This window comes from Streptomyces sp. NPDC051636 (assembly GCF_044453765.1).
In the GTDB taxonomy this organism is placed as follows: domain Bacteria; phylum Actinomycetota; class Actinomycetes; order Streptomycetales; family Streptomycetaceae; genus Streptomyces.
Map to the genome: position 1 here is coordinate 178,266 of NZ_JBITDA010000001.1, position 13,544 is coordinate 191,809.

A 13,544-nucleotide genomic window follows, 5' to 3' on the forward strand; every position below is an offset into this window, starting at 1 on the left:
GACAATAGGGCCCGTGCGCTATCGCATCCTCGGCACCACTCAGGCACTCCGTCCCGACGGCACGTCCGTTCCCGTGGGCGGAGCGCGGCTGCGTGCGCTGCTGACCGTGCTGGCGCTCAGACCCGGGCGGACCGTGCCGGTGAGCCTGCTGGTCGACGAGGTGTGGGACGGTGATCCGCCCGCCGACGCGACCGGCGCGGTCCAGGCGCTGGTGGGGCGGCTCAGGCGGGCACTCGGCACGGACGCCGTCGCCTCGGCCGACGGCGGCTACCGGCTCGCCGCCGCGCCCGACGACATCGACCTGCACCGCTTCGAACGCCTCACCGGCGAAGGGCTGCGCGCGCTGGCCGACGGCGACCCGGCCAAGGCGGCCGCGGTCCTCGACGATGCCCTCGCCCTCTGGCACGGCCCCGCCCTCGCCGACCTGCCCGACCGCACCGCCGGGGCCGCACGGTGCGAGACCCGCCGCCTGGACGCCCTGCGCGCCCGGCACACCGCCGCCCTCGCCCTCGGCCACGCCGGACAGGCGCTGCCCGGACTGACCGCCCTGTGCGACACCCACCCCCTGGACGAACCCCTCCAGACCCTGCGCCTGCGCGCCCTGCGCGACGCGGGCCGCACGGCGGAGGCACTGGCCGCCTACGAGGACGTACGACAGCTGCTGGCCGAGCGGCTCGGCTCCGATCCGGGGCCCGAACTGCGGGCACTGCACGCGGAGTTGCTCTGCCCGCAGTCCGCTCCCGGCGCGGTGCGGCACGCCGGGGCTCCCGTGTCACCGGGCAACCTGCCCACCCGCCTCACCTCCTTCGTCGGCCGGGAAGCCGACATCGAGGCCATCCGCGGGGACCTCGCGGCGGCCCGGCTGGTCACACTGCTCGGACCCGGTGGGTCCGGGAAGACCCGGCTGTCGCAGGAGGCCGCCGAAGCCGTACGGGACGCGTCCCGGGACGGGGTGTGGCTGGCCGAACTGGCGCCCGTCGACGACCCCGAGGCCGTACCGGAGGCCGTCCTCACCGCGATCGGCGCCCGCGAGACCGTGCTGCACGGCGCCGGCGCCGAGAGCATGCGGGCCGTCGCCGACCGGTACGACGACCCCGTCGAGCGGCTCGTCGAACACTGCGGCCGACGCCGGATGCTGATCGTCCTGGACAACTGCGAGCACGTGGTGGACGCGGCGGCCCGCCTGGTGGCACGACTGCTGGCACGCTGCCCGCAGGTGACGGTGCTGGCCACCAGCCGGGAACCGCTGGGCGTGCCGGGCGAGTTGGTGCGCCCGGTGGAGCCGCTGCCCGAGCCGGTCGCGCTGCGGCTGCTCGCCGACCGGGGGGCGGCGGCCCGGCCCGGTTTCCGTACCGAGGACGATCCGGAGGCGTGCGCCGAGATCTGCCGCCGCCTCGACGGCCTCCCCCTCGCCATCGAACTCGCCGCCGCCCGGCTCCGCATGCTGACGCCCCGTCAGATCGTCGACCGGCTCGACGACCGCTTCCGGCTGCTCACCTCCGGCAGCCGCACCGTGCTGCCCCGCCAGCAGACCCTGCGGGCCGTCGTCGACTGGTCCTGGGACCTGCTCGACGAACGTGAACGCGAGGTGCTGCGCGGCCTGTCGGTGTTCGCGGGCGGCTGCGACCTCGCCGCCGCCGAGGCCGTGTGCGGACCGGACGCCTTCGACGCGCTGGGCTCCCTGGTCGACAAGTCCCTCGTCGTCGCCGCCCCGGCACCCGACGGCGCGATGCGCTACCGGCTCCTGGAGACCGTCGCCGAGTACGCGGCCGAACGGCTCGACGAGGCGGGCCGGCGGGGGCAGGCCGAGCGCGCCCACCTGACGTACTTCCGTGAACTCGCCCGCACCACCGACGCGTTGCTGCGCGGCCCCGGCCAGCGCACCGCCGTCGAGCGGCTCCAGCTGGAGTACGAGAACCTGCGCACCGCCCTGCGCCGCGCCATCGCCGGGCAGGACGAGCAGGAGGCGCTCTGCCTGGTCCTCTCCCTGGTCTGGTACTGGCAGATGCACGACCTGCGCATCGAGGCCCGCAACCTGTGCCGCGAGGTCATGGCGCTCGGCCCCGACCCGTTCACCGAGCCCGTCCGCCGCGCCGCACCGGTGTGGCAGCGCTGCACGGACGCCCCGCCCCCGTACACCGGCGAACTGCTCGCCGAGGCCCGGCGCGGGCTGCACCTGGCCCATCTCGCCTGCCTGGACACCGAGCTGGACGCCTGGCAGACCCCCGAGGCCCAGGAGAAGCTGCGCGTCATCACCGAGGTGTACGAGCCCGGCATGCCGCAGACCTGCCGTCCGCCGGGCATGCTGTGGTTCTTCGCCGTGTTGCTGACCGGCGGCCTGGAACGCCTGCGCACCATCATCGACGCGTGCGTGCGCACCTCCCGGGAGACCCCGGGTTTCGAGTGGGAACTGGCCACCACCCTGCAGATGCGCGCCAACATGCTGGCCAACCGCAGTGAGTGGGCGGGCGAGGCGTTCCGGGACGCCGACGAGGCGCTGGAGATATTCCGGCGCCTCGGGGACGCCTGGGGCGCCGCCGAGGCGCTCGCCGCGCGCGGCGAGTCCCGGGAGCGCGGGGGCGAGTACGAGGCGGCCGCCGCCGACTTCCGGGCGGCCATCGAGCACGCCGACCGCCTCGGCGCCCGCGCCCAGGCGGCGGTGCTCGGCGTCCGTCTGGCCGCCGTGCTGCTCGAGACGGGCGAGCGCGAGCGCGGCGAGCGGATGCTCCGCGAGACCATCACCTGCCAGGACGGCAGCACCCATGAGGCGATGCCCATGGCCCGCCTCTCCCTCTCCGGCTGGCTCTCCGTCACCGAGCGCGTCCAGGAAGCCCGTGACCAGCTCCGGCTGCTGCGCCAGGACTTCAAGATCGCGCACTTCGTCGTCTTCGACGCCTTCATCCTCGGCCAGGAGGCCTGGGTGGACGCCGTCGACGGCCGCCCCGAGGACGCCCTGGACAAGATCCGGAAGGCGCTGGACCGCGCCGCCGACCCGCTGTCCCAGGCCATCGCCCCGCACCTGTCCCTGCTGTACCTGACCATCGCCGCGACGGCCCTCGCCGGGGCCGACGGCGGCGCCCGCGCGCGTGACGGCGCTCGCTGCCTGGGCGCCGCCGACGCGCTGCTGCCGCCCCATCACGTCGCGGCGACCATCGAGCGAGAGGTCCGCAAGCGCACCGAGGCGGCCCTGCGGGCCGTGCTCGGCGAGGAGGCGTACGACGCCGCGTACGCGGAAGGCGGTGGCCTCTCCCTCGCGGAGGCCACCGCCCTGATCTGACGCGCCCGACGGGCCCGCGTCAGCTCTTGGTGCGGAACTTGTGGACCGCGACCGGTGCCATCACCGCGGTGAGCCCCACCGACCAGATCAGCGTCACCCACAGGTCGTGCGCGACCGGGCCGCCCTCCATCAGGCCGCGCGCGGTGTCGGCCAGCGCGGACAGCGGGTTGTAGTCGGTGAAGTGCTGCAGCCAGCCCGGCATCGAGGCGGTCGGCGCGAAGATCGACGAGCCGAACTGCAGCGGCATCAGCACCAGGAAGCCCATGGCCTGCACGGACTGCGCGCTCTTCATGGTCACGCCGAGGGTGAGGAACACCCACATCAGGGCCGAGCCGAACAGCGCGGACAGGCCCACGGAGACGAGCATGCCGCCCCAGTGGTGGATGTCGTAGCCCACGAGGACGGCGACCACCATCAGCACCGCGGTCGCGAACAGCATCCGCATCAGCTCCACCGCGATCTTGGCGAAGAGGACGGAGCCGCGCCCGATCGGCAGGGACCGGAAGCGGTCCATGACACCGGAGTTGAAGTCCTGGTTGAAGCCGGTGCCCACGCCCTGGGCCATGTTCATGCCCATCATGGCCATCAGGCCGGGCACGACGTACTGGACGTACTGGTCCTGGCCGCCGCCCATGGCCTTGCCGATCGAGCCGCCGAAGACGTACACGAACAGCAGCGTGAAGATCACCGGGAACAGGACGGCGTCGAACATCGACTCCGGGTCCTGCCGGATCCACAGCAGGTTGCGGCGGATGAGCGCGCCCGTGTGGCGCAGGTGGGCGCGGGGCGAGATGGGGATGTCCGCCCTCGCGGCGGCGGGAGCGAGCGTGGCGGCGCTCATACGGCGACCTCCTGGCGGGCGTCGGCGGGCGTGGCGTCCTGCGGGGCACTGGCGCGGTGGCCGGTGAGGGACAGGAAGACCTCGTCCAGGCTGGGCAGTTCGGTGCTGATGGCGGCGATCGTGATGCCGCGCGCGGTGACCGCGCCGACCACGGCGGTCAGCTGCTCGTCGCTGAGGATCGGCACCAGCAGGGTGCCGGTGCCGGTGTCCACGGTGGTGGCGGCGAGGCCGGTGATGCCGAGCTCGTCGAGCATGCCGGCGAGCGGGCGCAGCTCCAGCGGGTCGACCGGCCGCACGCGCAGGGTGCGCCCGCCGACCTTGGCCTTCAGCTCCTCGATGCCGCCCTTGGCGATGACCTTGCCGCGGTCCACCACGGTCAGCTCGGAGGCCAGCTGCTCGGCCTCCTCCATGTACTGGGTGGTCAGCAGGACCGTGACGCCGTCGCCGACCATGGTCTTGACCTCGTCCCACACCTCGTTGCGGGTGCGCGGGTCCAGTCCGGTGGTCGGCTCGTCGAGGTAGAGCACGGCGGGCCGTCCGATCATCGAGGCGGCCAGGTCCAGCCGCCGCCGCATACCGCCGGAGTACGTCCCCGCGGGCCGCCGGGCGGCCTCCGTCAGCGAGAACCGCTCCAGCAGCGCGTCGGCCCGGGCGCGGGCCTCCCGCCGGGGCAGGTCGAGCAGCCGTCCGATCAGGTACAGGTTCTCCCAGCCCGGGAGTTTCTCGTCCACCGAGGCGTACTGCCCGGTCAGCCCTATCACCCGGCGCAGCTGCCGGGGCTGCCGTACGACGTCGTAGCCGGCGACGGTCGCCTGCCCGGCGTCGGGGGTCAGCAGTGTGGACAGGATCCGTACGAGGGTGGTCTTGCCGGCCCCGTTCGGCCCGAGCACCCCCATGACGGTGCCCTCGCGCACGTCCAGGTCCACACCGTCCAGCGCCTTCGTCTCGCCGTAGTGCTTGACCAGCCCCCGTACCCGCACCGCGTGGCTTGCGCCGTTGGGGTTGTTGTCGATTCGCGTCATGGGGATGACGGTGCCAGGCACGACCGACAAACCACCTACAGGCCACCGACAGCCACCGACGGACCCCCGACACCACCGACGAATCCCCGAGGACAACCGCAACCACCAATCGAGGAACCACGACGGCGGGCAACCACCTGCGCGAGAGCGGCGCCGGTTCAGGCGCACAGACAGGCGGCCCCGCTGACTGGGGGAAGATCAGCGGGGCCGCCCGTGGTGTTGCCGCAGTGGTCCAGTGGTGTTTCAGGAGGTCAGTGGACGGAGTGCTCCTCCAGCGGGAACGTTCCGCCGACGACGTCCTCCGCGAACGCCTTCGCCGCGTTGCCCATGACCTCACGCAGGTTCGCGTACTTCTTGACGAACTTCGGCACCCGACCGCTCGTCAGCCCGAGCATGTCGGTCCACACCAGCACCTGCGCGTCCGTCTCCGGCCCCGCGCCGATGCCGATGGTCGGAACGTGCAGCACCCGGGTCACCTCGGCCGCCAGCTCGGCCGGCACCAGCTCCAGCACCACCGCGAACGCCCCCGCGTCCTGCACGGCCTTGGCGTCCCGCAGCAGCTGCTGGGCCGCCTCCTCGCCGCGGCCCTGCACGCGGTAGCCCATGGCGTTGACGGACTGCGGGGTCAGGCCGATGTGGGCCATGACCGGGATGCCGGACTCCACCAGGAGGCGGATCTGCTCGTGCGAGCGCTCGCCGCCCTCCAGCTTCACGGCGCCTACGCCGGCCTCCTTCACCAGCCGGGTCGCCGAGCGCAGCGCCTGCACCGGGCCCTCCTGGTAGGAGCCGAAGGGCAGGTCGCCGACGATGAGGGCGCGGTTCGTGCCCCGTACGACGGCCGCCGACAGCATGGTCATCTCGTCGAGGGTGACGGGAACGGTCGTCTCGTACCCCAGGTGACAGTTGCCCGCGGAGTCGCCGACCAGGATGACCGGGATGCCGGCCTCGTCGAAGACGGACGCGGTCATCGCGTCGTAGGCGGTGAGCATGGGCCACTTCTCGCCGCGTTCCTTGGCGAGGGCGATGTCGCGGACGGTGATGCGGCGGGTGCCCTTGCCCCCGTACAGCGCCTTGCTGCCGTCGGGGGTGCTGTTGTGTGCAGGCTGGGCAGCCGAAAGCTGCGTCATTGCAACGGCTCCTAACGTCATCTCGAGGCGCCCTTACGGCGTCCCCGGACCGACTCCATGGTGGCACCTCGTGCCAGTCAGGGCCAGGGGGATCCCACGTGATCCCTCGCGCAGCACTTGAGTAAGGCATTTGTAAAGTAATTCAGATACGAGACGGTTCCGTATTGGAATGGCCCTAGGCTCGACCACATGACTACTCCTGCCGTCCCTGTCCCTCGGATACCGGAAGAGGTCCACCGGCGCCGCTGGGCGATCCTCGGCGTGCTGATGCTGAGCCTGCTGATCGTGGTGCTGGACAACTCGATCCTGAACGTGGCCATCAAGACGATCTCCACCCCGGCGCCGACCGGCCTGGGCGCCACCCAGAGCGAGATCGAGTGGGCGATCAACTCCTACACCCTCGTCTTCGCGGGCCTGCTGTTCACCGCCGGACTCATCGGCGACCGCCTCGGCCGCAAGAAGATCCTGCTCGGCGGGCTCGTGGTGTTCGGTGTCGGCTCGGCCCTGGCCGCCGAGTCCGGCTCGCCGGACCAGCTCATCGCCTACCGCGCCCTGATGGCCCTCGGTGCCGCCTTCGTCATGCCCGCCACCCTCGCCGTCCTGATGAACGTCTTCGAGCGCGAGGAGCAGCCCAAGGCCATCGGCATCTGGGCGGGCGGCGTCGGCCTCGCCATCGCCATCGGCCCGATCACCGGCGGCGCGCTGCTCGACCACTTCTGGTGGGGCTCGGTCTTCCTCATCAACGTGCCGATCGTGCTCCTCGCGCTCGCGCTCATGGTGTGGCTGGTGCCCGACTCCCGAGACCCGCACCCCGGCCGCCTCGACCCCGTCGGCGTCGTCCTGTCCGTGGTCGGCCTGGTCCTGCTCGTCTACGGCATCATCAAGGGCGGCGAGCTGGCCGACTTCACGGACGTCAAGGTGCTGTCGACCATCGCGGCCGGCCTCGCCGTCCTCACCGCCTTCGTCGTCTTCGAGAAGCGCAGCGACCACCCGTCCCTGGACGTCACGTACTTCAAGAACAAGGTGTTCTCGGCCGCCATGGCGGCCATCGCGCTGGTCTTCTTCGCGCTGATGGGCGTCACGTTCTTCTCGGTCTTCTACACCCAGAGCGTGCGCGGCTACTCGCCGCTGCAGTCCGGTCTGCTGATGCTGCCGCTGGCCGCCGCGCAGATGATCTTCGCGCCGCGCGCCCGGCTGGTCGTCGACCGGTTCGGCAACAAGGCCACCACCACCGCCGGTCTGGTCATCATCGCCGCGACGCTGGCCGCGTTCGCCACCTTCGAGGCCGACACGCCGATCTGGCTGCTGGAGGTCGTCTTCTTCCTCATGGGCACCGGCATGGCGCACATCATGACGCCGACCTCCGTCGTCATCATGCAGGCCCTGCCCCGCGAGAAGGCCGGCTCGGCCTCCGCTCTCAGCAACACCTTCCGCCAGGTCGGCGGCGCCCTCGGCATCGCCGTCCTCGGCTCGGTCCTGTCCGCCTCCTACCGCACCGGCATCGAGGACAAGCTCGGCCTGCTGCCGGCCGGTCTGCGGGACACCGCGGGCGAGTCCATCGAGGCCACCCTCGGCGTCGCCGAGAAACTCGGCCCCCAGGGCAAGCCCCTCGTCGACCCGGCCAACGACGCCTTCCTGCACGCCATGCACGTCACCGCGCTGTGCGGCACCGGCGTCGCGCTCATCGGCGCCGTCGTGGTGGTCCTCTTCCTGCCGGGCAAGCCGCCGGCGCGTCAGGCGGACAAGAGGGAACCCGAGTTGGTCGTGGCCGCCGAGTAACCGGCCAGGACGACCCGAACGGGGGAGGACGCAGGTCAGCGGGGGACGAGGCAGCTGCGCGACAATCGGCGCAGCGCAGGCGAAAGGACGGAAGACGTGAGCCTTGCCGAGACCCGGCCGCGGTCGTGCGGGCCCACCCGGGGCCGACCCCGCAGCGAGGCCGTGGAACAAGCCATCATCCAGGGTGTGATGAAGCTGCTCGAGGAGGGCGTTTCGCTGGCCGAACTCTCCATCGAGCGCATCGCCCGCACCGCGGGCGTCGGCAAGGCGACCATCTACCGCCGCTGGAGCGGCAAGGAGGAGCTGTTCGTCGACGTCATGCGCGCCGCCGAACCCCCCGATCCCGTCTTCCCCGGCACCTCGATGCGCGACGACCTGGTCGTCCTGCTGGAGTCGCTGCGCCAACGCGGCCTGGTCAGCCGTTCCTCGGCGATCCTGCACAGCGTGCACGCCCAGATGAAGAGCAGCCCGAGGATCTGGGCCGCCTACCACGCCAGCGTGATAACTCCCCGGCGCAACCTCGGACTGGAGGTCCTGCGCCGGGGACAGCTGAACGGCGAGCTTCGCCCGGACGTCGACCTCGAACTGGCCAACGACATGTTCGTCGGCCCCATGCTCATCCGCTCCGTCCTGCGTCCCGACGCCGATCTCCCCGAGGGACTCGCGGAGCAGATCGTCGACACGGTCCTCGAAGGCCTACGGCCCGTCAGCTCGCCGAAGCCCTAAGCGGAATGTGCGTGTTTCGTCACAGTGCGGGCTTCTGCGGGCCGTAACCGGAACTCCCGGCGCCGACTCGTTCGTCCTCGTGCCCGTACGGCCGTCATGGGACGGCGGGAACGAGGCCGATCATCCCCTAGGGTCGGAAGAGCACGGGGGAACGACGGTGTGTGCACGGCAGGCAGTGAGGCAGACGGTATGGCGCAGCAGGCGTACATGACGGAGACGGACAACGGCGGCTCGGGGCCCGAGCGCCGGGGACCCCGGCTTCGGCGCCTGGTGAAGCGGTTTCTCGGCGGCTGGCGCGGCGACCCGCGCATCTGGCGCCGGGGCATCGTCCTCGCCGTGCTCGCGCTGCTGCTCGCCCTGGTGATGCTGCTGCACTCGCGCATCCCCAACCGGGTGGGCAACCTCGGCAGCCTCACGGAGACCTTCCTGCCCTGGCTGGGGCTGGCCGTTCCGGTGCTGCTGGTCCTGGGGCTGGTACGCAGGTCGGCGACGGCGCTGATCGCGGTGCTGCTGCCGGCGATCGTGTGGCTGAACCTCTTCGGCGGGCTGCTCACCGACAAGTCGGGCGGCGGCGGCGACCTGGTGGTGGCCACGCACAACGTCAACGCCGACAACCCGGACCCGTCCGGCACCGCCCGGGACGTGGCCTCCTCCGGTGCGGACGTGCTGGCGCTGGAGGAACTGAAGGCGTCCGCCGTGCCGGTGTACGAGAAGGCGCTGGCGCCGACGTACAAATACCACTCGGTGCAGGGCACCGTCGGGCTGTGGAGCAAGTACCCGCTGAGCGGCTCCCGGGCCGTCGACATCAAGCTGGGCTGGACCCGCGCGATGCGCGCCACCGTGACCACGCCGGCCGGTCCGGTCGCGGTGTACGTCGCCCACCTGCCGTCGGTGCGGGTGAAGCTGGAGGCCGGGTTCACCGCCCGGCAGCGCGACAAGAGCGCCGACGCGCTGGGCGAGGCGATCGCCGACGAGACGGTCGAGCAGGTGGTGCTGCTCGGCGACCTGAACGGCACGATGAACGACCGCGCGCTCAACGCCGTCACTTCGCAGATGCGTTCGACGCAGGGAGCGGCGGGCAGCGGCTTCGGCTTCAGCTGGCCGGCGTCGTTCCCGATGGCCCGGATCGACCAGATCATGGTCAAGGACATCGAGCCGGAGAGCTCCTGGACGCTTCCGCGAACGGGCAGTGACCATCTGCCGGTGGCGGCGCGTGTGAGGGTCACCACATCGGCAACCGGGTCCTGACCGGCTGGAATACCGGCCCCGAGCGTGTTTGTTCCTTGCGTGAACATACTGTGGGTCTCGATCTCGAATCCCGATCTCGAGTCTCACGTCTGCACGGAACCGTCGCTCTGAAAGGTCCTCCCTCATGCCCCTGGCCCTACTCGCCCTTGCCGTGGGCGCCTTCGGCATCGGTACGACCGAGTTCGTGATGATGGGCCTGCTGCCCGACGTCGCGGACGACCTGCACATCTCCGTCCCGACCGCCGGCCACCTGGTCTCGGCGTACGCACTGGGCGTCGTCATCGGCGCCCCGCTGCTGGCCGCGGCCACCGCGCGGATGTCCCGCCGCACGGTGCTGATGGCCTTGATGGCCCTGTTCGTGGCGGGCAACGCCCTGTCGGCCTTCGCCCCCGGCTACGAGTCGCTGGTGGCCGCCCGCTTCCTGAGCGGTCTGCCGCACGGTGCCTTCTTCGGCGTCGGCGCGGTGGTCGCGACGACCATGGTGCCGCCGGAGCGCAAGGCCCGCTCCGTGTCGCTGATGTTCCTCGGCCTGACGGTGGCGAACATCGCCGGCGTCCCGGTCGCCACGTTGATGGGCCAGCACCTCGGCTGGCGCGCGACCTTCCTGGGCGTCAGCGCGATCGGCCTGGCGGCGACAGCGTCCCTGTTCGTGCTCGTCCCGCACGACCACACGCACGCCTCCCCCTCGACCGGCCTGCGGGGCGAACTGGCCGCCCTGCGCTCCCTGCCGGTCTGGCTGGCCCTCGGCACGACGGTGGCCGGCTTCGGCGCCCTGTTCTCCGCCTACAGCTACGTCACCCCGATGCTGACGGACTCCGCCGGCTTCGCCGAAGCCAACGTGACCCTGCTGCTCGCCCTGTTCGGCGTGGGCGCGACGGCCGGCAACCTCCTCGGCGGCCGCCTGGCCGACCACTCGATGCGCGGCACCCTCTTCGGCGGCCTCGGCTCCCTGGCGGCGGTCCTGCTGCTGTTCCCCGTTCTGATGGCGTCCGAGGGGAGCGCGGCCCTCGCGGTGGCCCTCCTCGGCATGGCGGCCTTCGTCACGGGCTCCCCGCTCCAGCTGATGGTCATGGAAAAGGCCTCCGCCGCCCCCTCCCTGGCCTCCTCGGCCAACCAGGCCGCGTTCAACCTGGCGAACGCCGGCGGGGCGTGGATCGGGGGCCTGGCTCTGGCCGCGGGCTTCGGCGTGACGTCTCCCGCCGTCGCGGGGGCGGGGCTGGCGGTGCTCGGTCTCGGCGTGGCCGGCGTGGCCCGCGCGGTGGACCGGCGGGACGTCCCGCGGGCCGGACGGGAGCGCGTGGTCGCCTCGCACCTGCCGGAGTACTCCGAGAGCTTCACCCACTGACCCGGACCGTGGGTACGACGTAGGGCGTGGGGTGTCGCACACCCCACGCCCTGCCGGTCGAACCGGATCAGTGGCGACGGTACGAGTCGACGTAGCCGTTCGCGGGCGTGCCCACGCCGGTCACGTCGTCGTAGCCCTTCACCGCGGACAGCGAGCTGTCCTTGCCGAGGCTGCGGACCGAGGTCAGCAGGCCGTCGGCGGCGTCGTAGCCGTTGGCGAAGTCCACGCGGGCCACCGCCAGGCCCTTGCCGGTCGGGTTGTCGGTCACGTCGTGGTAGACCTTCGACCCGTACTTGGCGTAGATCGCCGGGTTGGCGAAGCCGAGCGCCTTGCCGCCGCGCGCCTCCTGGGCCAGGGCCTGGACGGCCGCGATCACCGGCGCGGCCAGCGAGGTGCCGCCGATGCGGTACTCGCTGTACTGCTGCGACCCGTCCGGGAAGGTCTGGGTCTGGCCGACCTTGAAACCAGTGTTCGGGTCGGCGATCGCCGCGATGTCCGGGACGACGCGGTTGCCGGTGGCGCTGTTGGCCTTGGCGAGCGAGTCCGGGACGACACCCTTCTGGTAGAAGGGCTCGGCCACGGTCTTGCTGGTGCCGCCGCCCGCACCCGAGGTGAAGGCGCCCGGGAAGCCCGTCCAGCTCTTGCCGTCGGCCGACAGCGAGGCCTTCTCGGTGCCCCAGCCGGTCTCCCACAGGTACTTGTCGCCCTTGCCGACGGCCAGCGAGGTACCGCCGACCGCGGTCACCCAGGCCGAGTTGGCCGGGGTGTCGACCTGCTTCGTACCGGTGTTGGCGACCTCGTCGCCGTTGTCGCCGGAGGAGAAGTAGAAGCCGATGCCCTCGACCGCGCCGAACTGGAAGACCTGGTCGTAGGCGGCGGCCAGGTCCGGCGTCTGGTTGGCCTCGATGTCGCCCCAGGAGTTGGAGACGATGTCGGCCAGGTGGTTGTCGACGATCTTGCTGAGCGAGTCGAGCAGGTCGTCGTCGTAGCAGGAACCGGCGCCCACGTAGGTGACGTCGGCGTTCGGCGCGACCGCGTGCACGGCCTCGACGTCGAGGGTCTCCTCGCCGTACCAGCCGGCCGCCCCGCACTCCTCGGTCCTGGTGTACTTCTTGGGCAGCACCTGGTGCAGCTGACCGGTCTTCCACGCCGCGTCACCGTGCTTGTTCGCGTAGGTGGCCGCGTCGTAGGCGATGGTCGGCGAGGCGTAGGCGTCCGTGATGGCGATACGGACGCCCTTGCCGGTGTAGCTGCCGGCGCCGTAGGCGGCGCGCAGCTGCTTGCCGGTGTAGCCCTTGACCGCGTACGGGATCTTCGAGCCGTACGCGTCCGGCAGGGTGCTCGCGATGTTCGAGCCGTAGTACGAGGAGAACGGCCCGGAGTTCCTGAACACCGCGTCCGGCGGCGGCAGCTGGTCCTTGTGGCTCGCCTTGTGCGGGGCGTTGTCCAGGCCGGTGACGGTCAGGACGGCGCCGTGCAGGGCGTCCGGCACCGAGGCCGCCTTCGACGGCGCGTGGTACGTCTTGGATCCCTTGGTGTAGTTGTGCAGCTGGGTGCCGAACGCCTTCTCGGCGGCGGCCACGTCACCGGTGACGGTGAGGTAGTGCTGCGTGGCCCCGGTGACCTTCAGCCCGGCCGACTTCAGCCAGGACTTGACGGCGGCCACCTGGGCCTTGGTGGCCCCGTAACGGGCCTGCGCCTGCTTGGCGCTCAGGTACTTGCCGTACTGCGGCGAGCTCGGGTCGGACACCGCCTTGGCGTAGGCCGCGAGGCCGGACGCGTCGCGGCCCGCCAGGTAGACCCGGGCGGAGACCTGGGCGCTGTCGGAGGTGGCGCCCTTGTCCGCCTTGGCCGTGGCCCAGGCGGGCTTGGTGCCCGCGAGCGTGTCCCGGCCCGGGTTGTCCGCGGCGTGCGCCGCGGGTATGCCGAGCGCCAGCGCCCCGGCGAGCATGGGCAGTGTCGCTGCCAGGCTCACGGCGCGCAGGTTGGCGCGGTTGGATCTCATGTAACCCCCTGCGATGCGCTTCGTCATGGGAGGCGCATGTAGGCATGTGTGGTCGGTCATCGCTGATCCGCGCCGGGCCCGCGGCGGTTCGGCCCGTGGATCACACGATGGGGGCCACTCTTTCGATGAACCGTTCATGCCAGGGGAACGCAAAAGTCAAGAGACACCCAAGGA

At 71.6% G+C, this 13,544-nt stretch carries 9 protein-coding genes; 5 read left to right on the top strand and 4 right to left on the bottom strand.

Going from position 1 to position 13,544, the window contains the following annotated elements; translation table 11 throughout:
• Positions 1-4 precede the first annotated feature (4 nt).
• On the top strand, positions 5-3,277 hold the full coding sequence (locus ACIBBH_RS00870; RefSeq protein ID WP_399401450.1) for a BTAD domain-containing putative transcriptional regulator: 3,273 nt from the start codon (positions 5-7) through the stop codon (positions 3,275-3,277).
• 19 nt (positions 3,278-3,296) lie between these two features.
• Here the strand turns inward: ACIBBH_RS00870 and ACIBBH_RS00875 are convergent, their stop codons facing one another.
• From ACIBBH_RS00875 to panB, 3 genes are all read right to left on the bottom strand, one after another.
• Complete coding sequence (locus ACIBBH_RS00875; protein ID WP_399400534.1) at positions 3,297-4,118, bottom strand: ABC transporter permease; 822 nt, start codon at positions 4,116-4,118, stop codon at positions 3,297-3,299.
• Entirely contained in the window at positions 4,115-5,140 is a 1,026-nt protein-coding gene (locus tag ACIBBH_RS00880) for an ATP-binding cassette domain-containing protein (protein WP_399400536.1), read from the bottom strand. The genes ACIBBH_RS00875 and ACIBBH_RS00880 overlap by 4 nt, the downstream gene beginning before the upstream one ends.
• Positions 5,141-5,391: 251 nt before the next feature.
• On the bottom strand, positions 5,392-6,267 hold the full coding sequence (panB, locus tag ACIBBH_RS00885) for a 3-methyl-2-oxobutanoate hydroxymethyltransferase (protein ID WP_399400538.1): 876 nt from the start codon (positions 6,265-6,267) through the stop codon (positions 5,392-5,394).
• A 189-nt stretch (positions 6,268-6,456) separates the two neighbouring features.
• Here panB and ACIBBH_RS00890 point away from each other — a divergent pair, with 189 nt between their 5' ends.
• From ACIBBH_RS00890 to ACIBBH_RS00905, 4 genes are all read left to right on the top strand, one after another.
• Positions 6,457-8,046: an MFS transporter gene (locus tag ACIBBH_RS00890; RefSeq protein WP_399400540.1), complete on the top strand. Its 1,590-nt coding sequence runs from the start codon at positions 6,457-6,459 to the stop codon at positions 8,044-8,046.
• A gap of 96 nt (positions 8,047-8,142) precedes the next feature.
• Complete coding sequence (locus tag ACIBBH_RS00895; RefSeq protein WP_399400542.1) at positions 8,143-8,772, top strand: TetR/AcrR family transcriptional regulator; 630 nt, start codon at positions 8,143-8,145, stop codon at positions 8,770-8,772.
• A 189-nt stretch (positions 8,773-8,961) separates the two neighbouring features.
• Positions 8,962-10,020, top strand: a complete 1,059-nt coding sequence (locus tag ACIBBH_RS00900) for an endonuclease/exonuclease/phosphatase family protein (RefSeq protein ID WP_399400544.1) — start codon at positions 8,962-8,964, stop codon at positions 10,018-10,020.
• Positions 10,021-10,144: 124 nt separating this feature from the next.
• Positions 10,145-11,365 (top strand): MFS transporter, encoded by a 1,221-nt coding sequence (locus ACIBBH_RS00905; protein ID WP_399400546.1) that lies wholly within the window; start codon positions 10,145-10,147, stop codon positions 11,363-11,365.
• A 67-nt stretch (positions 11,366-11,432) separates the two neighbouring features.
• On the opposite strand, the gene ACIBBH_RS00910 is transcribed toward ACIBBH_RS00905, so the two are convergent.
• Positions 11,433-13,370, bottom strand: coding sequence for a protease pro-enzyme activation domain-containing protein (locus ACIBBH_RS00910; protein ID WP_399400548.1), 1,938 nt, complete (start codon positions 13,368-13,370; stop codon positions 11,433-11,435).
• Between the last annotated feature and the right edge of the window lie 174 nt (positions 13,371-13,544).

Bases quoted from the DNA above. Each gene is read 5' to 3' on its own strand.
- ACIBBH_RS00875 (WP_399400534.1), bottom strand. From the start codon at position 4,118: ATGAGCGCCGCCACGCTCGCTCCCGCCGCCGCGAGGGCGGACATCCCC.
- ACIBBH_RS00880 (WP_399400536.1), bottom strand. From the start codon at position 5,140: ATGACGCGAATCGACAACAACCCCAACGGCGCAAGCCACGCGGTGCGG.
- panB (WP_399400538.1), bottom strand. From the start codon at position 6,267: ATGACGCAGCTTTCGGCTGCCCAGCCTGCACACAACAGCACCCCCGAC.
- ACIBBH_RS00890 (WP_399400540.1), top strand. From the start codon at position 6,457: ATGACTACTCCTGCCGTCCCTGTCCCTCGGATACCGGAAGAGGTCCAC.
- ACIBBH_RS00900 (WP_399400544.1), top strand. From the start codon at position 8,962: ATGGCGCAGCAGGCGTACATGACGGAGACGGACAACGGCGGCTCGGGG.
- ACIBBH_RS00905 (WP_399400546.1), top strand. From the start codon at position 10,145: ATGCCCCTGGCCCTACTCGCCCTTGCCGTGGGCGCCTTCGGCATCGGT.
- ACIBBH_RS00910 (WP_399400548.1), bottom strand. From the start codon at position 13,370: ATGAGATCCAACCGCGCCAACCTGCGCGCCGTGAGCCTGGCAGCGACA.